The organism is Rhizobium sp. F40D2, from assembly GCF_051810745.2.
In the GTDB taxonomy this organism is placed as follows: Bacteria; Pseudomonadota; Alphaproteobacteria; order Rhizobiales; family Rhizobiaceae; genus Rhizobium.
In genome coordinates this window covers 3,478,575-3,498,597 of record NZ_CM131436.1, presented here as the reverse complement: position 1 = coordinate 3,498,597, position 20,023 = coordinate 3,478,575, and the positions used below count along the sequence as shown (strand labels likewise).

At 62.8% G+C, this 20,023-nt stretch carries 22 protein-coding genes and 1 pseudogene; 7 read left to right on the top strand and 16 right to left on the bottom strand.

Annotated elements, in window-relative coordinates; genetic code table 11:
- Positions 1 to 59: 59 nt before the first annotated feature.
- Complete coding sequence (gene gndA, locus ACS4RS_RS16815; RefSeq protein WP_179610373.1) at positions 60 to 1,511, bottom strand: NADP-dependent phosphogluconate dehydrogenase; 1,452 nt, start codon at positions 1,509 to 1,511, stop codon at positions 60 to 62.
- 204 nt (positions 1,512 to 1,715) lie between these two features.
- Between gndA and ACS4RS_RS16810 the strand changes: the two genes are divergently transcribed.
- The 3 genes from ACS4RS_RS16810 to ACS4RS_RS16800 all read left to right on the top strand — a co-directional run bounded on the left by ACS4RS_RS16810 (position 1,716) and on the right by ACS4RS_RS16800 (position 3,336).
- Positions 1,716 to 2,507 (top strand): helix-turn-helix domain-containing protein, encoded by a 792-nt coding sequence (locus ACS4RS_RS16810; protein WP_439010067.1) that lies wholly within the window; start codon positions 1,716 to 1,718, stop codon positions 2,505 to 2,507.
- Positions 2,508 to 2,577: 70 nt separating this feature from the next.
- On the top strand, positions 2,578 to 2,976 hold the full coding sequence (locus ACS4RS_RS16805) for an SRPBCC family protein (RefSeq protein ID WP_439010068.1): 399 nt from the start codon (positions 2,578 to 2,580) through the stop codon (positions 2,974 to 2,976).
- Positions 2,977 to 3,336, top strand: a complete 360-nt coding sequence (locus ACS4RS_RS16800) for a VOC family protein (RefSeq protein WP_439010069.1) — start codon at positions 2,977 to 2,979, stop codon at positions 3,334 to 3,336.
- A 31-nt stretch (positions 3,337 to 3,367) separates the two neighbouring features.
- Here the strand turns inward: ACS4RS_RS16800 and ACS4RS_RS16795 are convergent, their stop codons facing one another.
- The 7 genes from ACS4RS_RS16795 to ACS4RS_RS16765 form a co-directional block, all read right to left on the bottom strand.
- A complete protein-coding gene (locus ACS4RS_RS16795) occupies positions 3,368 to 4,084 on the bottom strand; it encodes a PAS domain-containing protein (protein WP_439010070.1) in 717 nt (238 codons plus the stop codon).
- A 287-nt stretch (positions 4,085 to 4,371) separates the two neighbouring features.
- Positions 4,372 to 5,307, bottom strand: coding sequence for a lipid A biosynthesis lauroyl acyltransferase (locus ACS4RS_RS16790; protein ID WP_439010071.1), 936 nt, complete (start codon positions 5,305 to 5,307; stop codon positions 4,372 to 4,374).
- 7 nt (positions 5,308 to 5,314) lie between these two features.
- Positions 5,315 to 6,343, bottom strand: a complete 1,029-nt coding sequence (locus tag ACS4RS_RS16785) for a zinc-binding dehydrogenase (protein ID WP_003564229.1) — start codon at positions 6,341 to 6,343, stop codon at positions 5,315 to 5,317.
- Between the two features lie 157 nt (positions 6,344 to 6,500).
- Entirely contained in the window at positions 6,501 to 7,787 is a 1,287-nt protein-coding gene (locus ACS4RS_RS16780) for a beta-ketoacyl-ACP synthase (RefSeq protein ID WP_012557954.1), read from the bottom strand.
- 12 nt (positions 7,788 to 7,799) lie between these two features.
- On the bottom strand, positions 7,800 to 9,005 hold the full coding sequence (locus tag ACS4RS_RS16775) for a beta-ketoacyl-ACP synthase (RefSeq protein ID WP_439010072.1): 1,206 nt from the start codon (positions 9,003 to 9,005) through the stop codon (positions 7,800 to 7,802).
- Positions 9,002 to 9,484, bottom strand: coding sequence for a 3-hydroxyacyl-ACP dehydratase FabZ family protein (locus ACS4RS_RS16770; RefSeq protein WP_439010073.1), 483 nt, complete (start codon positions 9,482 to 9,484; stop codon positions 9,002 to 9,004). The genes ACS4RS_RS16775 and ACS4RS_RS16770 overlap by 4 nt, the downstream gene beginning before the upstream one ends.
- Before the next feature lie 117 nt (positions 9,485 to 9,601).
- Positions 9,602 to 9,880 carry an acyl carrier protein gene (locus ACS4RS_RS16765; RefSeq protein ID WP_003540486.1) on the bottom strand — a complete coding sequence of 93 codons (279 nt, stop codon included), beginning with the start codon at positions 9,878 to 9,880 and terminating at the stop codon, positions 9,602 to 9,604.
- Positions 9,881 to 10,312: 432 nt separating this feature from the next.
- On the opposite strand from ACS4RS_RS16765, the gene ACS4RS_RS16760 reads away from it, so the two are divergent.
- Positions 10,313 to 11,035 carry a Crp/Fnr family transcriptional regulator gene (locus ACS4RS_RS16760; RefSeq protein WP_449313743.1) on the top strand — a complete coding sequence of 241 codons (723 nt, stop codon included), beginning with the start codon at positions 10,313 to 10,315 and terminating at the stop codon, positions 11,033 to 11,035.
- Here the strand turns inward: ACS4RS_RS16760 and ACS4RS_RS16755 are convergent.
- The 8 genes and pseudogenes from ACS4RS_RS16755 to ACS4RS_RS16720 form a co-directional block, all read right to left on the bottom strand.
- The gene (locus ACS4RS_RS16755; protein ID WP_439010075.1) at positions 11,025 to 11,453 is read right to left on the bottom strand and encodes a L,D-transpeptidase family protein; all 429 of its coding nucleotides are present in this window, start codon (positions 11,451 to 11,453) and stop codon (positions 11,025 to 11,027) included. The genes ACS4RS_RS16760 and ACS4RS_RS16755 overlap by 11 nt on opposite strands.
- Before the next feature lie 131 nt (positions 11,454 to 11,584).
- Positions 11,585 to 11,785 (bottom strand): ECs_2282 family putative zinc-binding protein, encoded by a 201-nt coding sequence (locus tag ACS4RS_RS16750; RefSeq protein WP_003564241.1) that lies wholly within the window; start codon positions 11,783 to 11,785, stop codon positions 11,585 to 11,587.
- A gap of 93 nt (positions 11,786 to 11,878) precedes the next feature.
- Positions 11,879 to 12,859, bottom strand: a complete 981-nt coding sequence (gene cbiB / locus ACS4RS_RS16745) for an adenosylcobinamide-phosphate synthase CbiB (protein WP_439010076.1) — start codon at positions 12,857 to 12,859, stop codon at positions 11,879 to 11,881.
- Positions 12,856 to 13,915: pseudogene (locus tag ACS4RS_RS16740) on the bottom strand (threonine-phosphate decarboxylase). The gene cbiB and the pseudogene ACS4RS_RS16740 overlap by 4 nt, the downstream one beginning before the upstream one ends.
- Complete coding sequence (locus ACS4RS_RS16735) at positions 13,912 to 15,219, bottom strand: cobyrinate a,c-diamide synthase (protein ID WP_439010078.1); 1,308 nt, start codon at positions 15,217 to 15,219, stop codon at positions 13,912 to 13,914. The pseudogene ACS4RS_RS16740 and the gene ACS4RS_RS16735 overlap by 4 nt, the downstream one beginning before the upstream one ends.
- Positions 15,216 to 16,055 carry a uroporphyrinogen-III C-methyltransferase gene (gene cobA / locus ACS4RS_RS16730; protein ID WP_439010079.1) on the bottom strand — a complete coding sequence of 280 codons (840 nt, stop codon included), beginning with the start codon at positions 16,053 to 16,055 and terminating at the stop codon, positions 15,216 to 15,218. Before cobA ends, ACS4RS_RS16735 begins: the two co-directional genes overlap by 4 nt.
- 190 nt (positions 16,056 to 16,245) lie before the next feature.
- Complete coding sequence (locus tag ACS4RS_RS16725) at positions 16,246 to 17,196, bottom strand: nucleoside hydrolase (protein ID WP_439010080.1); 951 nt, start codon at positions 17,194 to 17,196, stop codon at positions 16,246 to 16,248.
- A 70-nt stretch (positions 17,197 to 17,266) separates the two neighbouring features.
- Positions 17,267 to 17,686 (bottom strand): cobalamin biosynthesis protein, encoded by a 420-nt coding sequence (locus ACS4RS_RS16720; RefSeq protein ID WP_439010081.1) that lies wholly within the window; start codon positions 17,684 to 17,686, stop codon positions 17,267 to 17,269.
- A 148-nt stretch (positions 17,687 to 17,834) separates the two neighbouring features.
- Between ACS4RS_RS16720 and ACS4RS_RS16715 the strand changes: the two genes are divergently transcribed.
- From ACS4RS_RS16715 to ACS4RS_RS16705, 3 genes are all read left to right on the top strand, one after another.
- Positions 17,835 to 18,620, top strand: a complete 786-nt coding sequence (locus ACS4RS_RS16715; protein ID WP_439010082.1) for a TSUP family transporter — start codon at positions 17,835 to 17,837, stop codon at positions 18,618 to 18,620.
- Positions 18,621 to 18,840: 220 nt separating this feature from the next.
- Positions 18,841 to 19,206 carry a nuclear transport factor 2 family protein gene (locus tag ACS4RS_RS16710; protein WP_439010083.1) on the top strand — a complete coding sequence of 122 codons (366 nt, stop codon included), beginning with the start codon at positions 18,841 to 18,843 and terminating at the stop codon, positions 19,204 to 19,206.
- Positions 19,206 to 20,000: an MmyB family transcriptional regulator gene (locus ACS4RS_RS16705; protein WP_439010084.1), complete on the top strand. Its 795-nt coding sequence runs from the start codon at positions 19,206 to 19,208 to the stop codon at positions 19,998 to 20,000. The genes ACS4RS_RS16710 and ACS4RS_RS16705 overlap by 1 nt, the downstream gene beginning before the upstream one ends.
- Positions 20,001 to 20,023: the final 23 nt, after the last annotated feature.

The following is a 20,023-nucleotide window of genomic DNA, read 5'->3' as shown; positions in this document are numbered from 1 at the left end:
CCAAAGCCACGAAAAAGCCCGGCGCGACGGCCGGGCTCCCTTGCTGATGTCGGCAAGCCTCAGAAGCTCGCCGCACCGCTGCCCCAAGGGCCGTGGTGGAAATCCTTACCATCCAGGCGGTCGAAGCCGTGGGCGCCGAAGAAGTCGCGCTGCGCCTGGATGAGGTTTGCCGTTCCCCTGCCCTGGCGGTAGGCGTCGAAATAGGTGAGCGCCGAAGTCAGCGCCGGCACCGGCAGGCCGGCGGAAATTGCCGCGGCGACGACGCGGCGCAGTGCCGGGATCGATTCCTTGACCATGTCGGAGAAGGCCGGCGTGACGATCAGGTTCGCAGCGTCAGGCGCCTTGGTGAAGGCCGAGGTGATCTCGTCGAGGAACTGTGAGCGGATAATGCAGCCGGCGCGCCAGATCCGGGCAATCGTCGGCATCGGCAGCGACCAGTTGAACTCGCGCGAGGCTTCCGCCATCACCGCGAAGCCCTGCGCATAGGCGCCGATCTTGGCGGCAAACAGCGCCAGCTCGAGATCCTTGTTGAGTTCGGGACCGTAAGCGATCGGGAAGGATACGGCCTGCGTGCCGAAGATTTTTTCGGCAGCTTCGCGCTGCGATTTCATCGAGGAGAGGCTGCGGGCGGCGACCGCGGCTTCGATCGCCGTTGCCGGAATGCCCATGTTCTGTGCCTCGATCGCCGACCATTTGCCGGTGCCCTTCTGGCCGGCCTTGTCGAGGATCATGTCGACCATCGGGCCGCCGGAAACAGGATCGGTCGCGGCAAGCACCTTTTCGGAGATCTCGATCAGATAGGAGTTCAACCGGCCCTTATTCCACTCACCGAAGATGCCGGAGATGTCGGAGGCGCTCTTGCCGAGGCCATCGCGCAGGATGCCGTAGATTTCGGCAATCATCTGCATATCGGCATATTCGATGCCGTTATGGATGGTTTTAACGAAATGGCCGGCGCCGTCATTGCCGAGCCAGGCAACGCAGGGCTCGTCGTTGTAGCGGGCGGCAATCGAGGTCAGCACCTTCTCGACGCGCTTCCAGGAGTCTTCCGTGCCGCCGACCATGATCGACGGGCCATGGCGCGCACCTTCTTCGCCGCCGGAAACACCCATGCCGATGAAGGTTAGATCGGTATCCTTGAGGCGGTCGAAGCGAGCGACGGTATCGCGGAAATTGGCGTTGCCGGCATCGATCATGATGTCGCCCTTGGACAGATGCGGGCGCAACGCCTCCATCTGCTGATCGACGGCATCACCCGCCTTGATCATGATGATGATCGGGCGCGGCGGCCGGATCGCGTCGACGAACTCTTCGATCGTCTTGCAGGGAATAATCTGCTTTTTCAGATCGCCGGCGCTTTCGTAGAATTCGTCGGTTTTCTCAGGCGTACGGTTGAAGACCGCAATTTTATTGCCTTTTTCCGCGATGTTGAGCGCAAGGTTGGAGCCCATGACCGCAAGACCGATCAGTCCGATTTCTGCCTTTTCCACGACAAACCTCCGATGTGTCATTTGGACCGGTGTTGTGGCACTGTCTCGGTCAAACGGCAAGTCTCGCAAGGGTCTAATCGGTTCGCAAAACCAATGAAATGACGCTTGCAATAATCCGACTTGTCCGACAACCGCTTACGCCGGCTCATCGGCAACCAAGTTTTCGCACGACCTGCCCTTGATGCCCTATCTGATGGTATCATCGGCGTTTCGGGAGATATCGCCTTGGCACCGGAAAGACCAAAAGATACGGCGCTGCTCGCTGCCCGTGCCGGCCACTACCGCGAATATGCGCCGCCGCCGGCGCTGCGACGCCATTTCAGCCGGTTCTGGTCGCATGCGCTCCATGACGGTCCGCCGGCACAGGTGGCGATCGTGCCGGACGGCTATTGCGACCTCCTCTGGCTCGACGGCCGGCTGGCAGTCGCCGGGCCCGACAGGACGGCGGCCTTTCCCGCTCTCCGGCCGGGCACGACGGTCATCGGCGCACGTTTTGTGCCGGGCGCAGCAGTACCCTGGCTGAAGACGCCGCTCTCCGCGCTGCTCGGCCGCTCGGTGCCGCTTGCCGACATCGGCTGGAAGCACGCGGCCGAATTCGAAGCACGGCTTGGCGATTGCCCCGATCCTCCGGATGCCATGGCGCTATTCGGCCGCCTGCTCGAAGAGCTCGCGCGCGATGCGGACGAACCCGCTGAGGATGCCGCCGTGATCTTCGCCGCCGCCGACAGCGGCTGCCCGGCGTCCGGGCTGCTCGGCCGGCTCGACATGAGCGAAAGGCAGCTGCGCCGCCGCTGCCACCACCATTTCGGCTATGGCGCCAAGACGCTGGAACGGATCCGTCGGTTCCAGCGTTTCCTCGACCTCTGCCGCAGGTCGGGCACGATGCCGCTTGCCCATCTTGCGTTCGAAGCGGGCTTTGCCGACCAGGCTCACATGACGCGCGAGGTCGGCGAGCTCTCGAGCCTGACCCCTACCGCCATTCTTGGCCAACTCAGCATGCGGAAACGGCCAGGCTGACCGTTTTGTTCAAGACGCCGCGGATCGGCCTGTTATTACAGCCAGACCCAATATCGAGGACCTGCAAGCCATGTCGACGATGGCCGCGAAAATCATCCACCAATCGATCGAGCGCGACTGGCGCGACGTCTATGATTTCGCCGGCAAGCCGGAGAACATGCCGCTGTGGGCCTCCGGCCTTGCGAGCGGCCTCGAGCCGAACGGCGCCGACTGGATTGCACACGGCGCGCTTGGCACCGTTAAAGTGAGCTTCGTGCCGACCAATGAATTTGGCGTGATCGACCACACGGTGACGATCGAATCCGGTCTCAGGGTCTATAATGCGCTGCGCATCGTGCCGAACGGCGACGGCTGCGAGGTCATGTTCACGCTGTTGCGCCTGCCCGGCATGACCGATGCGCAGTTTTCAGCCGACGCCGCCCATGTCGAGAAGGATCTCGCCATGCTGAAAGCCCTGATGGAGAGATAGATGTCCGAGAAAACAGAAAACCACGATCGCCGCATCGATTATGTCGAATTCAACGTCGCCGACATCGCCGCCGCCAAAGCCTTCTACGGCTCGGCCTTCGGCTGGCGTTTCACCGATTACGGCCCGAACTACTGCGAATTCGACGATGGCCGGTTGAAGGGCGGCTTCACCGATTTCGGCCCCGTGCGGCCGGGCGGCCCGTTGGTTGTCGTCTACGCCAGGGATCTTGAAGAGGTGCTGACGTCGGTCGAGAGGGCCGGCGGCACCATCGTCCGGCCGATCACCGATTTTCCCGGTGGCCGCCGCTTCCATTTCCTCGACCGCGACGGATATGAACTCGCCGTCTGGGCGACTGCCTGAAGGTGCCTGGCTGGTCGCGGCCAGCTATTGATCAGCCAGTTGGCTGCTGCGGCTCGATATCTTCCATGACGAGCAGCGCGCCAATCACCATACCGCCGACATCGCGCAACGGCGACATACGACAGCGCACTTGCCCCGATCTGCCGCTGCCGTTCGGACACTCATAGGCGTAGTCGATCTGCTCCCCGGCAAAGCAGTCGTCGAGCTTGTATTTGGCGCAGGCGGCAAACAGCTCCTCTCCGATGAATTCGGAAAGATGGCGGCCGATGAGCTCCATCGGCTTCTTGTTGAGATGGGCGCAGTTGGCTGGATTGGAATAAAGGAAGCGATAGTCCCTGGTCAGTACCGCGACGCGGTCCGGCAGGCTTTCGAGGATCGCCGAATTAAGGAATTGGCCGTTGTCGGTATCAGGCACATAGGCTGGCGGCGGCTCGATGCGCACGTCCTGAGGCGACGGCACGCGCCAGTCCGGGCCATGCGTGCCGAAATAGCGGTCAAGCAGGTAGGAAAGCACCGTCGTGTGCTCGGTGACGCTGGCGCTGTCGTCGGCGTCCTGGCCGATCAGATGAGTCACAAACTGCAGCTGCATGTAGACTTCGAGCAGATTGACCGCTTGATAGGCGAGGATTGCCTCGACCAGCGGTTCGACATGGCCGTCGAGCGCCGTGACGCGCTGATCGTCACCCAGGCGTATGGCTTCCTCTATCTGCGTGCAACGCAAGGAAAAAGCTCGAAAAAGCTCCAGCAAGACGCCCAACTCCCATTGGTCCAAGAGACGGTCCGAGACCTATTATGGCGGCATATTTCGAAAAATGCGCCCTTCGGTAGACATTATTCGCGTCTTGGTAGTGACGGGTAACATGAAAATGCACTCAGTTTCAATCCGAGACCATTGCCGCTTTTCACCGCTGATAATTGGGGGTGGATATTCTGAAAGCATGTCGCGCAAAGGTGTGTCGCGGTTTTGCAGATAACGACATGCACCAAAACAAAGAACTAAAGCGCGACAGCGAATCCGATAGATCGCGACGCGCTTTAGGAGCTGAGCGTCTGCTTGATCTGCCAGCGGTCGTGATACCAGAGCCACTGTTCCGGGTATTCCCGCACCCAGCTTTCCACCTTGTCGTTGAGCAGCTGGGCGGCTGCCGGCAGGTCGAGATTGCCTTTGGCGTCGCGGGGCATTTCCAGCCGCGGCTCGATTTCCAGCCGATAGCGGTTGCCCGGCAGGCGGATGCAGCGCGCCGGATAGACCTCGCAATCGAACTGGCGCACCAGCTTCGGCAGCAGCGGATTGGTCTTGACGTCACGGCCGAAGAAAGTGCCCTTCAGCCCCTTGCCAAATTTCTGGTCGACGAGCACCCCGACGCCCTGGCCGGCTTCCAGCTGACGGGCGAGCGCGAAGGAGGAGCCGGCATGCGACGGCACCAGCTTGCCCATCCGCGCGCTCCTGAAATCGAAGACCTTCTTGGCGACATAGGGATTGTTCGGCGGCCGAAACAGCACGGTCACATGAAGCCCGAAGGCGGCACCCGCCACCGGCAGCAGCTCGAAATTGGCGGTATGGCCGGTGAAGACGATGAAAGGGCGCGGATTGTCGCGAAGATCGAGAAAGATCGGGATGCCCGACACCTCCACCCTGCCCGGCTTGTCATTTGCGGGATCATAGTCGAACAACTGGTCGAGGAAGACGTATTCGGCCGCAAGCCGGCCCATATTGCCCCAGCTTGCGAGCGCGATCTCTTCGATCTCGGCCTCGCTCTTCTCAGGGAAGGCATTGCGCAGATTGACGAGCATCAGCTTGTGGCGGCGCGTCCGCCGGCCGAGGCGGCGCGTCATCCTGTCGGCGAAGCGAATCGCGCCATCAGCCGGAAACAGCTTCAGCAGGTTCAGAATGCCGAACATCACCTGCGCTACCAGCCATTGCTGGAAGTGCCTGAGCGCCAGAACGATCCGGGTGATGAGGAGCTTCACTTGGGGCTCAATCCATTTTCAGAATGATCTTGCCGAAGATCTGGCGCGACTCCATCCGCTCCAGCGCCCGGTCGATATCGCTGAAGCTGACCTCTGTATCGATGACAGGATGGACGAGCCCGCGGCCCATCTTCTGCATCGCATCCGCCATGTTCTCCATGCGGCAGCCGAAGGAGCCGAAAAGCTTCAGCTGCTGCTGGAACAGCATCATCAGGTTCATTTCCGTGGAAACACCGGAGGTCGAACCGCAGGTGACGAGCCGCCCGCCACGCTTCATGCAGAGCATCGAGCCCGCCCAGGTATCCTTGCCGACATGTTCGAAGACGACGTCGACGCCCTTCTTCTTGGTGAGCTTGCGCACCACGCCCTCGAACCGGTCGGTGCGGTAATTGATAACGTGATCGGCGCCGAGCGCTTTGGCCTTTTCGATCTTGTCGTCCGAGCCGACGGTGGTGATGACGGTGCAGCCGATCTTCTTGGCAAGCTGGATCGCTGCCGTGCCAATGCCTGAGCCGCCGGCATGGACGAGGATCGTCTCGCCGGGTTCGAGCTTGGCATTGTCGAACAGCATGTGCTCAACCGTGCCGAAGGTGACGGGAGCGAGTGCCGCGCCGATGGCATCGACGCCGGGAGGAGCCGGCACCAGCAGCCGCGCCGGCAGATTGACCTTCTCCTGCGCAAAGCCGTCGAGATGGAAGCCGTGCACGCCGGAGACATGTTCGCAGAGATTGTCGCGGCCTTCGCGGCAGGGGCGGCAGAGGCCGCAGGTGCGCGCTCCGTAGATGGAAACGAGCTGGCCCGGCAGCACGTTGGCGACACCCGGGCCGATCGCTTCCACGACGCCGGAAGCCTCCGCGCCGATGACGAGCGGCATCTTGCGTTTGGCGAATGCCATGCCGCGCCAGCCCCAGACGTCGATATGGTTGAGCGCCACCGCCTTGACGCGCAGCGTCACCTCGCCGGCGGCAGGCGCATCCGGTTCCGGCAGGTCGGTGATCTCAAGCTTGCGGTCATCGATCAGTTGCAAAGCGCGCATAGCAAAATCCCTCGCCGTTAGAGCGCCGTGCGTCCGTTCGGACGCACAAAGGACGCTCTAACTCTTTAAATCTACGCATCAGGCTTTCCGAAAATCGCCCGACTTTCGGGCCGATGCTGTAGGCGTCATCTCATCTCAAAAATGTGTCGGGAACCGCTTAAGCCGGTTCGAGCGCCATGACAAGGCTGGCATTCTGCCCGCCGAAGCCGAAGGAGTTGGAAAGCACGGCGGAAACCTGGGCTTCCCGCTTCTTGTTCGGCACGACATCGAGAACGATCGACGGATCGGGATTGGTGTAGTTGATGGTCGGCGGCAGTGTGCCGGTCAGCATCGTCTGCAGCGAGAACACCGCCTCGACGGCGCCCGCCGCCGTCAGCGTATGGCCGATCATCGACTTGTTCGAGGACACCGGAATGCCGACGAGCCGCTCGCCGAAGACGGCCGACATCGCCCCATATTCCATCTTGTCGTTCTCCGGCGTCGAGGTGCCGTGCGCGTTGATGTAGCCGATGCCGCTTTCGTCGATGCCTGCATCGGCAAGGGCCGCGCGGATCGTCGCGATCGCCGGGCCGCCGTCCGGCGAGGAGCGGGTGCGGTGGAAGCTGTCGGCCTTGTCGCCGGCGCCCTTCATGATGCCGAGCACCTTGGCGCCGCGGGCGACCGCCGCTTCCAGTGATTCCAGCACCAGCGTCGCCGCACCTTCGGCGATGACGAAGCCGTCGCGATCCTTGCTGAACGGCTTGGAAGCCTTGGTCGGCGGATCGTTTTGCGTCGAAAGGGCCGACAGCAGCGAGAAGCGGATCAGCGCTTCGGCGCTGAGAGAACCGTCGGTCGCAACCGTCAGGGCGCGATCGGTGCGGCCCTGGCGGATCGCCTCGATGCCGAGCTGGATCGCAGTGACGCCGGAGGCGCAGGCCGTCGACAGCGTGACGGGAAGGCCGCGCGTGCCGAACCGGTCGGCAAGGCGCTCGGAAATCGCCCCGAACAGGGCCGCCTCATGGAAGGCCGGATCCGGCCGCTGGCGCAGCGCCGTCAGGAAACGTTCATAAGCATCGCCAGGATGCTCGGAGGCCGGCGAACGGTCGGCAAGCTCGAAACGGGCGCTCCATTCCGGCTCGATCGGCGGAGCGGCGAGGAACAGCGGGCCATTGAAATCGCCGGAAAGGCCGGCATCGGCAAGCGCCTCGATCGTCGTTTCGCGGGCGAAGGCGTAGGAGCGCTCGACGGCGTTCGGGGCCGGGATACCGATGAAATCGACGGTGCCGGCAATCCGCGTCGACAGTCCTTCGGTCGGGAAACGGTTGATCTCGTGGATGCCCGAGGTGCCTGACGAAAGCGCTGCCCAGTTGTCGCTGAGGCCCTGACCGAGCGAGGTGATGATACCCATGCCGGTCACGGCCACGATCGGACGGCCGAGGTGATCCCTGTAAGCGGAAGCTGTCATATCTTTCACTCCTCACGCATTTGCGGAAAGGACGGCAACGCCCTCACCGCGCTGGTGTCCGACCGCAGTGACGACGGCGGCGACGGCGCCTGCCCGCATGGGCGCCTCATGGGCGGCATCGAAGGGCGGAACCTTGGCCTTGCCGTCGACGGCAAGTGCTGCAAGCGCCAGACCCAGCGTGAACTGCGTCTCGATCGTGTGGCCGGTGACGCCGCCAAAGCCACGGATGGCAGCACCGGGCAATTGATGTTCGAGCACTGCCCGTTCGCGGGCGGCAAGATCGTGCATGCCGGTCGAGCCGGAAAAGATCGCCGTGCTTTCGGCGGCAAGCCCGGCGGCGGGTGCTAAAAGCCGCTCCAGCCGGACCTCGAGATTGCCGGCATTGCGGTTGCCGCGGTCGCCCTCGACCGCGTCGATGACGGCATAGATATGCGCGCCACGCGCTTCCGCATGCTGGCGCGATTCCAGCACCAGGAAGGCGCCTGCCGAACCGGTGATCATGCCGCCGCCATCGCTTGATTTGCGTGACCAGAGCGGCACCCAGTCGCCGCGCGCATGGGCGCCGATCGCTTCTGTAAGCAGGATCATGTCCGGCCGCTCCGCCGCAAAGGCGCCGCCGACCAGAGCATGCGAGGATTCGCCTGATTTGATGCGATAGAAGGCGGTTTCGACGGCCGAAATCCCTGCCGCTTCCTCGCCCATGAAGGTGCGCGACGAGCCGGTGACCTTATGCACGATCGAAATGTTGCCGGCGAGCAGGTTGGAAAGCTGGGCGAGGAACAGCGTCGGCCTCAGCTCCGTCGTCAGCTTCTCGTTCAGCAGCAATTCGCGGTCGTTGCGCTTCAGCGCCTCGTCGACGATCAGCGTATCGACATTGATGTCGCGCTCGCCGCCGCCGGCCGCCACGATCATGTCCATCGTACCGCAGGCCTCGAGATTGTCCTTGAAGCCGGCATCGTCGAGTGCCAAGCCCGCGGCGAAGACGCCGATGCGTTGCCAGTTCTCCATCTGGCGCTGGTCGCCGCGCTTGGCGATCTGCTGCGACCAATCGATCTCGGGCAGCGGATGCACCGGATAGGGCTTGAACTTCTCGGTCTCAACGATCGCCTTCGGCGCGCTTGCCGCCGAAAGCAGCGCTATATGCGCATCCTTGCCGACGCCCTGACAGGTGACGATGCCGATGCCCGAGATGACGACGTCGTTTGCAGCCTTGCTCATCCAACCACTCCCTGCGCCGCGATCGCTTCGAGAAGCCCGATCTCGCCGGCACGTTTTTTCACGATATCGCCGAGCGGCACTTCGGAAAACGGCATGGTGCGAAGCTTCAGCTGCGCATCACAGACCTTCTTGCCGGCGCTGGTGATTTTAGCCTTGGTAACCGCGAAACCCGAACCGTCGTGCTCAAGCACCGCCTCGATATCGAGCACGGCTTCAGGCTCGACGAACGTGCGCATCTTGGCACCATCGACCGACATCAGGAAGGGCATGGCGGCGAAGTTAGTGACGGCAAGCACCAGCATGCCGGAGGCCTGCGCCATGGTCTCGATCAACAACACGCCGGGAACGAGCGGCATGCCGGGAAAATGACCCTCGAAGACGGGGCTCTTGGCCGGCACGATGGATCGCGCGTTAAGCGTGCCCTTCTTTAGGTCCACCGCTTCGACGCGGTCAATCATCTGGAAATATTCCAGCAGCATGCGGATCCTCCGGCCCGACAGGCCAGATCCGCCCGCCGGTGACGCCTAGTTAGGAACGAAACCGCCCAGCCGCCATAGTCAGGGCGGCAGGGCGCTCAAAAAAGACGGTTATGTCGCTCAGGCCTTGGCTGCTTTGAGCTCGTCGATCTTGGCGCAGAGGTTCTTCAGCACGAAATATTCTTCGGTGGAAACCTTGCCCTCGTTGACTTCCTGCGTCCACTTTTCGAGCGGAATCTTGATGCCGAATTCCTTGTCAATCGCAAAGACGATGTCGAGGAAATCGAGACTGTCGATACCGAGGTCGTCGATCGTATGGCTCTCCGGCGTGATCGTCGCGCGGTCGATCTCGCTGGTTTCTGCAATAATGTCGGCAACTTTGTCGAATGTAGCGGTCACGCGCTGTACCTCATGAAATGACGATTTAAACCCCCTCATAGGCAAATCCATTTCAAAAGCCAATGCTTTCGTCCCGGAGTTGCGGCAATTTGCCGGCCGGGTGTTGCCTAAACAGCAATGGAATGCAGGTCGTTGCCGTCACCCAAGGCGGGTGGCGATGCCGCTGCGGGCAGGCCACCGCGCCGCCAGCGCCAAACAGGCCATCCGAATCAAAGCTGCGCAAAGCCTCGGCTCGGCGCGAGCATCCTCCCGACCGAAGCCGCAGGCACGACACTTGACCTGGATCAAATCGCGATCCGGCGAAATTGATAATCATCAAGCGCGCGGGAAGAAATCGGGATAGCCGAACCCGCAATCGCGGCGTAATCGTCTCGATTATGCTCAGTACGCTAGCAATGCCGGGGTGCATCAGGATTTCGAAAGGATCAGGAGATGGACGTTGCACCCATTAAGGTTTCCGAGGCCGGCACGCCTGTCGCTTGCCGTTCCTGCCAGGCGCGGCACGGCGTCGTCTGCAGCGCCTTGTCGAGCAGCCAACTGAAAGAGCTCGGCCGCCATTCGCTGCGCCGCAAGATCGATGCCGGTTCAGAGATCGTCGCTCAAGGGTCAGAAAATTCTTTCTATTCGAACATCATGCGCGGGGTGGTGAAGCTATGCAAGGTGATGCCGGACGGGCGCCAGCAGATCGTCGGCCTGCAATTCGCCCCCGATTTCGTCGGCAGGCCCTTCGTGCGCGAGAGCAAGCTGTCGGCCGAGGCTGCGACCGACGCCGAAATCTGCGTCTTCCTCCGTAGCCTGCTCGACCGCATGATATCGGAGACGCCGGAATTGCAGCGCAGCCTGCACGATCAGGCATTGAAGGAGCTGGATGCCGCGCGCGAATGGATGCTGACACTCGGCCGGCGCACCGCCGAAGAGAAGGTCGCAAGCCTGCTCCACCTCATCGCCACGCATGCCGAGCCGCAAACGGCCACCAGCACCGCCTTCGATCTACCGCTATCGCGCGCCGAGATCGCCGATTTTCTCGGGCTGACGATCGAAACCGTCAGCCGCCAGTTGACCCGGCTGCGCAAAGAGGGCGTCATCCACATCGAGAACATCCGGCATATCGTCGTCCCTGACATGGATGAGCTGGAAAAGAAAATCAGCGGGTAATCACCACGCGGGTATTGGCAAGGCCGGCTTGGCGCGCCAACGAGAAGAACTGGGCGGCATTGTCGGGATGCAGGCGGACGCAGCCGTGCGAGGCCGGCCTGCCCAGGCGCTTCAGGTCGAAAGTGGCGTGAACGGCATAACCGCCGTTAAAGAACACAGCGTAGGGCATCGGCGCATTGTCGAACTTCCGGGAACGGTGATCGCGCGACAGCCACTTGGCGCTCCACGAACCGGTCGGCGTGACGTAGCCGTTGCGTGCGGTTGAGACCTTCCAGCGATACTTGACGAAGCCGTTCTCGGTGACGGTCATCGTCTGCTTGCCGATGCTGATATTGGCAACCAGCGTCGCCGCCTCGGCGGCAACAGGCAAAAACTGCAGCAATAAACTTGCGGCCGCAGCCGCCAAAATCGTCTTCATGATAGCCCCTCTTCGCACCCGCGCAGTTTAATTGCGCCCTCACGACAGAGAGACTAAGACAATACTTTCTATATTGCTTTAATCCGAATGGTAATCACAATTTTAACACGTTTAAGCCGTGAGCGGCTCACCTACTGGAGCTTGCGCCCAGCCGCAGGCCGGTTGAGGCGCTGATAGGCCTTGTTCATCTTCTCGCGGATAGAGGCCATCGTGCCGAGATTGTGACCGCAGGCGGCACAGGTAATGATATCGGTCTCCCGGATTTCGGGCCGCTCGAACTTCATCTTGGTGCTCTTGCACTTCGGGCACGGTAATTCAACCTGAACTGTCATCGCTTTGCTTCCGGTCTGATGAGATATGAGGCGCTTCGCATAAACCTTTGCGGCGGAGCTGTCCACCGGGGCGCAGACGCGGTGCGTGGCGCCCTACAGAAAACACAAGAACAACCCCAACGTCAGACCGGTGAGCACCATGCAGCTGGCATAGAACACCGACACGCCGTCCTCGATGTCGCCGGCGGTGGCAATGTCGCGGCCGGCATTGTTGATCATCGGCTCCGTCACGATGACACCGCCATAGATGCGTGGGCCGGCGAGCTGGACATTGAGGGCACCGGCCATGGCCGCCTCCGGCCGGCCGGAATTCGGTGAGCGGTGCAGGCCGCCGTCGCGCATCGCCACCCGGATCGCCTCGCGGCAGGGGCTCATGCCGCGCCGGATCCAGGCGCCGGCGGCGATCAGCAGGATGGAGAGCCGCGCGGCCGGCCAGTTGGCGATATCGTCGACCCGGGCCGCGGCCCAGCCGAAATCGATGTATTTTTCCGATCTGTGGCCGATCATCGAATCCGCCGTGTTCAGCATCTTATAGGCGAGCAGGCCCGGCAGGCCGAAGACGGCATAGCAGAGGGCCGGCGCCACGACGCCGTCGGAGAAATTTTCCGCAAGGCTTTCGATCGCCGCGCGGCAGACCGCCGGCTCGTCGAGCGTTTCGGGATCGCGGCCGACGATGCGGGAGACGGCGTTCCGGCCGCCGGCAAGCCCTTCGCCGCGCAAGGCGGTCGCGACGGCCGCGACATGATCGGCAAGGCTCTTCTGCGCCAGGAAAATCGCCACCAGACCGGCTTCCAGCACGAGGCCGGCAAGGCCGAAGAGCGCGAAGAACCGGTCAAACACGAAGCCTGCGGCGATCGATAGCAGCAGCAGCGCCAGGATCGCCGCGACGCCGTTCATCCGGCGCTGGGAGCCCGTAAGGCTTGAGGGATTGAGCTGCTGGTCGGCATAGGAAATCGCCGCGCCGAACAAGACGACGGGATGCGGCACCCGTGACCACAGCCATTGCGGATCGCCGGCGATCCGATCGAGCAGCAGCGCCAGAAGCAGCACAAGAAGGTTTTCGTCGATCGTCATCGCTCAAATCCCTGAAGGGCTTCGCCAAGCCGCCTGTCCGCCGCCGGATCGGGCGTCAACCCGAACCGCAGCCAATCCCGCGCATAATCGAACTTGCGGACGAGAATATGATGCCGGCAAAGATGCGTGTAAATGTCGCCCGCCCTGCTATCGGCGGCAAGGGCGAACAACGCCGTTCCTCCACTGATCCGCAACCCGGCCGAAGTCAGCGTCGCCTGCAGCGCGGCGCTGCGCTTATCGAGAGAGTGGCGGATCGCGGAGACGTCGGAGCGCAGCAACGAGGCGGCCAGCGACAGCGCCGGGCCGGAGACCGCCCAAGGGCCGAGCCAGTTCTCGAAAGACTCTAGAATATCATGGCGCCCAATCGCAAAACCGAGCCGCAGGCCGGCAAGCCCGAAAAACTTTCCGAAGGAGCGGAAAATGATCAGGTTGGAGAGCTTTTGCGCGTGGGCTGCGAGGCTCAGCGCCGGATCGGTATCACCGAAGGCCTCATCGACGACGAGAAGCCCGCCTGCCGCCTTCATCCTGTCGTGCAGGGCAACCAGCGTTTCGGCCGACCAGACCCTGCCGTCCGGATTGTTCGGATTGACGACGACGGCAAGCTTGTGTTCACCGCCGATCGCAGCAAGATCGTCGATCGCATCGACGACAAAACCCGCCGAGGCGAAGGCGCGCGTATATTCGCCGTAGGTCGGCGACACCACGGCGACCCTGTCGTCCGTCAATTCTATTGTCCGTCGCGGCGACCCTGTCGTCCGTCACGGCGACCCGACCTCCCTGTCGAAGCAGGCGCGGCAAAAGCTGGATCACCGATTGCGTCCCCGGCACCGGTAGCGGCAGAATCTCTGCGCTGCCATAATGATCGCGCGCCGCAAACCTTGCCTCGTCGACGAGATGCCTGTCCGGCAGACGGTGCCAGGCCCTTGCCGGGATGTCAGGCAGCGCGGCGGGACAGGGGTTGATTCCGGTGGAAAGGTCGAGCCAGTCTTCCGGTCTGCCGCCGAAAGCAGCGGCTGCAGCGGTGATGCCGCCGCCATGGGCGATCGGCGCGCTCACGCGGCCGCTCTCGCAAGATCGATCAGATGCATATAGGAACCCGCCACCTGGCCGCGTCTCAGGCCGACAGCACCAAGATCGGTTCCTAGTGCGTCCTGTGCTGCAAACAGCCGCTTTCCCTCGCCCTCGGAGACAACGGTGGAATAGTGGAATTCATGCGCCGTCATCGTCCGCGCGAAGAAGGCGCCGTCGAGCGGCGTGACACGGCGATAGCCGAGATGGCGTCGGCGTTCGGCATAGCTGGTGACGACCGGCAGCAGCCCGAGCATTTCGTGGCGGCTGCCCTGCGCATCGATCAGCCCATCGCCCAGCACCATGTAGCCGCCGCACTCGCCGTAGATCCTGATGCCACGCGCCGCCGCATCGAGCATGCCGGCGCGAAAACTCTGCGCTTGGGATAGCCGCCCGGCATGCAGCTCGGGATAACCGCCCGGCAGATAGATCGCATCGGCATTGGCGGCCGGCACCTCGTCGGCAAGCGGCGAGAAGAAGGAAATATCAGCCCCGCGCCGCCGCCAGCCGAGCAGCATATGCTCGTAGGAAAAGGAAAAGGCGACATCGCGCGCAACGGCGATGCGGGCGCCGATCGGCATCAGCCGGTCGATATTCGCAGCCGACGGCCGGTTGAGCCCCTGCCTTGCGATGCGCAGCAGGAATTCGAAATTGCATTCCTCGGAAACGGCGTCCGCCGCATGGTCGATGAAATTTTCAAGCGTCGCATGTTCACCGGCCTGAACAAGGCCGAGATGGCGCTCAGGCAAGGTAAGCGCCTTGTCGCCGCCGATCACCGCGACAACAGGCATGCGGATCGCTTCCAGCGCCTGGCGCAACATTGCCTCATGCCGCTCGCTGCCGACCTTGTTGAGGATGACGCCGGCAACGCGGACATCGGCGCGGAAGCCGGCAAAACCTGATACGAGCGGCGCCACCGACTGCGACATGCGCGAGGCATCGACGACCAGCACCACGGAAAGGCCGAGCTGGGTGGCAAGATCGGCCGCGGTTCCCTTTCCGTCGGCCGCTCCGTCGAAGAGCCCCATCATCGCCTCGATGACGAGGATGCGGTCGCCGAAGCGATGAAGGGCTGAATTGGCCGAGATCAGTTCCGGGCGCATCGCCCAAGGATCGAAATTCAGGCAAGGCGTGCCGCTTGCCGCCGCATGGAAGGCGGGATCGATGTAATCGGGGCCGGCCTTGCCGGGTGCGACTGCGACGCCGCGCCGGCGCAGCGCCCTTAGCAGCCCGAGCGTTACCGTCGTCTTGCCGGCGCCGGAGGAAGGGGCTGCGATCAGGAGGCCGCTCATATCAGCACCTTGCCGGACCGGCGAAATGGATCGGGCTGCAGGCGCCGGCCCGCCAACGCGCCGAGCCAGTCGAGCGAGGCTCTGAGCCGCACCACCTCGCCGACGACAACCACCGCAGGCGGTTCGAGCCCGGAGGCGGAGACCGCCTTGGGCGCGTCGGCCAGCGTCGTTTCCAGCACCTGCTGCCGTCCGGTGGCGGCGTTGCAGACGAAGGCGACGGGTTCGGACGGCAGCCGGCCGGCGGCGATCAGGTTGGCGCTGATCTCGGCAATATGCTTCATCGCCATATACATGACGATAACGGGCGAACCCCGGCCGATCGCCTCCCAGTTGATCCTGTCGGGCACGATGCCGGAGGAATCGTGGCCGGTCAGGAAGGTGACGGCATGGTTGATGTCGCGATGCGTCACCGGGATGCCGGCATAGGCGAGCCCGCCAATGCCGGCGGTAATGCCGGGCACGATGCGGAAGGGGATGTTGTGCTCGACCAGTGTCAGCGCTTCCTCGCCGCCGCGGCCGAAGACGAAGGGGTCGCCGCCCTTCAGCCGCAGCACCCGCTTACCGGCCCGCGCCAGCTCCACCAGCCGCAGCGAGATGTCGCGCTGTTTCGCCGAAGGCTTGCCGCCGCGTTTCCCCGCAAATTCGACCACCGTCTCCAGCCGCGCCAGCGCCAGGCATTCCTCGTTGACGAGCGCGTCGTGCACGATGACATCAGCCTCGGACAGCCCCTTGGCAGCCAGCAACGTCAACAGCCCTGGATCACCGGGGCCGGCCCCGACAAGCCAGACGCTGCCCGGCTCCAGCGCCGGAAGATGGGAGAATGCGGCATCGATCATTCCGCTGATCTAGGCCCCGGAAAGGACAAGGTCAACGCCGTGCGCCCCGCCTCACTTGAAGTTGCTGAGATGACCATGACTCACTTTGCGAGGAAGCAGATTCGAATTCTCCGAAAATTCGAATAACAATATGAATATATTATCATATGATCGCAAAGGCCGGCCGCGATGCAGCCGGCCTCCCAGACGCTCAAGCCGTATGCAGCGCCTTGCGGATAAGGTCGATGACTTTCTCCGATTCGATGCCGGTGCAGACGATCTGGCTCGGCAGGCCATCCCAGTCGCTCGGCGGGAAACGGCGACCGTCCGGTTTGATGATTGTCTGGCCATCGGCAATGCCGCCGCAGACGACGCGCACCGCACCCGATATCGACGAGAACAGTTCCGGCGCCACGACATAGACCGCGGCGCAGCTGTCATGCACCATCATGCCGTCCTCGACCGCATGCTTGTAGAAATCGATGTAGGACTGCGACAGTGCGTCGAGCAGCTTTACCGCCCCGTCGCCCTTGTCAGCCATCTCGCCGAGATAGCTGCGGCTCATCGTGGTGATCGAGGTGACGTCGAGGCCGATGACGGCGACCTTCCAGGCCGCGGTCATGACGATGTCGGCCGCCTCGGGATCGCCGTGGATATTGGCCTCGGCGACCGGCGAGACATTGCCCGGCACATAGAAATTGCCGCCCATGATGACGACATCCTTGACCAGGCTCGCAATCTCCGGGTCTTCCTTCAGCGCCCTCGCCAGATTGGTCATTCGCCCGACGGCCACCAGCCGCACCTCGCCGGGGTTGGCGCGGACCGTGTCGATGATGAAGCGATGCGCCGGACGCGGATCGAGTGGCACATCAATCGTTTCCGGCACCTCGATATCGCCGAGGCCGTTGTCGCCATGCACCATGGCCGGCCATTCCCGCTCGGCGCGCGAGGGATCGATGGTGACGCTGGCGCCCTTGGCAACCGGCGCTGCGATATCCCATTCCCGCTTGAGGAAAAGCGCATTGCGCGTTGTCGTCTCGACCGAGGCATTGCCGAAAACGGTGGTGATGCCGATCAGATCGATTTCGGGATGGCGGTGCAGGAAAAGAAGTGCCATGGCATCGTCGACGCCCGGGTCCGTGTCATAAATGACCTTGTGCATGGAATATCCTTTTATATGTAGACCGCGAGCTGCCGGACGGCGCCGCGAATTGCCGCCACCATAACGCCCGTCAGGCTTTCTGCAACCCGATGCGGGCGACCGCCGCCGTCGCATGCGCGGATTTGATTTTGCCGAGCAGGAGCTCCGCATCCGGGCCAATGGCCGCAAGTGCCGCTGATTCCGCCACACCATGGCAGCCGACGCGGGCAAAGACGATCTCCGAGGGATTTTTGAGCCGTGGCGTTTCCGCTTCCAGCCGCGGCGCATCGAAGAACAATGCCGGCATGGAAAAATGTTCGGCAACGGCAAGGATTGCCGCCTCCTGCCTGCGGCTGTCGATGGAAGCGATGGCAGCAAGCTGCGCCCCGCCGATACCGGCCGCCTCCAGCGCCGCAATGGCCAGCAGCAGAACCTCCGCAGAGGGCGTCCCGCGCTCGCAACCGAGCCCGAGCACGTGGCGTCGTGCCGTATCAAAGGAAATGTCACTCATGGAAGCCGTCAAATGCGCTCTGCCGTGTCTCAGAAGATGATGCCGTCGGAAAACCGCTCCTGCTTGTCGGCATCATGCTCTGGCAGCCATTGCAGCTTGGGATGGGAAATGCAACAAAACCACCCGAAAGCTCTTCCGGAATACCATCTTGCCTGACATTGCTCTTCATCTGCTTCTGCTGCTCTGCGCGGCTGCCTTCTTTGCCGGTTTCGTCGATTCGATCGCCGGCGGCGGCGGTCTCATCAGCGTTCCCGCCATGCTGATTGCCGGCATTCCGCCGCTGCAGACGCTCGGCACCAACAAGGTGCAGTCGATCTTCGGCGCCGCCTCGGCAACGCTCGCTTATGCCCGCAAGGGCCACGTGCAGCTTCGCGAACAACTGCCGATGGCGCTGATGGCGGTGATGGGCGGAGCGCTCGGCGCCGCTCTTGCCACGATCGTGCCCGGACAAGTGCTGCAGGCGATCATGCCGGTGTTGCTGCTGTCGATTGCGATCTTCTTTGCCGTCAAGCCGAACCTCAACGACGTCGATACCCATCGCCGCATCACGCCCTTCGCCTTCGGTCTGACACTGGTCCCGGCTATCGGCTTCTATGACGGTGTCTTCGGCCCCGGCACCGGTTCCTTCTTCATGCTCGCCTTCGTCACCCTCGCCGGCTTCGGCGTGCTGAAGGCAACCGCCCACACCAAGCTTCACAATCTCGGCTCGAATTTCGGCGCTCTGATCGTCTTCGCTAGTTTCGGCGCAATATTATGGAAAATCGGCCTGTTGATGGGCGTCTGCCAATTCCTCGGCGCGCAGTTGGGTTCGCGACTCGCCATGCGCATCGGCGCAAAGCTCATCAAGCCGCTGCTCGTCATCGTCTGCGTCGCCCTTGCGATCAAACTGCTCGCCGATCCGGCAAATCCGCTGCGCGTCTGGCTCGGCGTATAGAGCATGATGCCGAAAAATGTGCGCGGTTTTCAGTCGACATCATGCTCTAACTCTTTAATTTAGAACAGGATTCAGACTTTAGGCCAAACGGGCCTAAAATCATCATGTTCTAGCACACTTGACCGGCCTCCATTACCTCTGACGTAATTGATAGGCCGCATCGCCTTGCCGCATGATCGCGCTGCCTGGAATGGACGGGCGATCAAAAGGAGATGACCCGATGAACGACGCAAACAGCAATGCCGAGCGCTACCTCGCCGTCTGGAACGAGACGGATGCGGCTCGCCGCCGCGCTCTCATCGCCGAGAGCTGGGCGGAAGCCGCAACCTACATCGATCCGCTGATGCGCGGCGAAGGCCACGAGCAGATCAATTCGCTGGTGGAGGCCGTGCAGAACCGCTTCCCCGGTTTCCGTTTCGAACTGATCGGTGCGGCTGACGGCTATGGCGACAATCTGCGCTTCTCCTGGGGTCTCGGGCCTGCCAATGGCGAAGCACTGATCAAGGGCACGGATTTTGCCGAGCTCGAGGGTGGCAAGCTGAAATCCGTCCGCGGTTTCATCGACCAATTGCCGGAAGCCGCCTGATGGCGCCGACCGCCCGCCCTCTTGGAGATCACCTGCGCGAATGGCGCCAGCGCCGCCGGATGAGCCAGCTCGACCTGGCGCTGGAGGCCGATATCTCGCAGCGGCATCTGAGCTTCATCGAGAGCGGGCGCGCGACGCCGAGCCGCGACATGCTGCTGCATCTTGCCGAACGGCTCGGCGTGCCGCTCCGCGACCGGAACCCGCTGCTGCTGGCAGCGGGTTTCGCTCCCGTCTTTGCCGAACGCACACTCGACGATCCCGCCTTGGAACCGGCGCGCAGCGCCATCGACATGGTGTTGAAAGCGCATCAGCCTTTCCCGGCGCTCGCGATCGACCGCCACTGGACATTGGTTGCCGCCAACGCGGCGCTGGCGCCGCTCATCTCGGGCATTGCCGATCCGTCCCTGCTGGAACCGCCGGTCAATGTGCTGCACCTCAGCCTGCACCCGCAAGGACTTGCGCCCCGCATCGCAAACCTCCCGGAATGGCGCGCCCACCTTATCGACCGGTTGCGTCAGCAAATATCGGCCTCGGGCGATCCGGTATTGGAAAGGCTGCTGAAAGAGCTGCTGTCCTATCCGGCACCGGAAGCTGCGAACGAGGCGCATGCCGACCACGCCGGCATCGCCATTCCGTTGAAGCTTTCGACTAAGGCCGGCCTGCTATCCCTGATCTCGACGACCACGGTCTTCGGCACGCCCGTCGACATTACTCTGTCGGAACTGGCCGTGGAATCCTTCTTCCCGGCGGATGAGGAGACGGCCGCGATCCTGCGCAGCCTTTCCCTCAACTGATGCCTGGAGCAATTCCAAGCTGA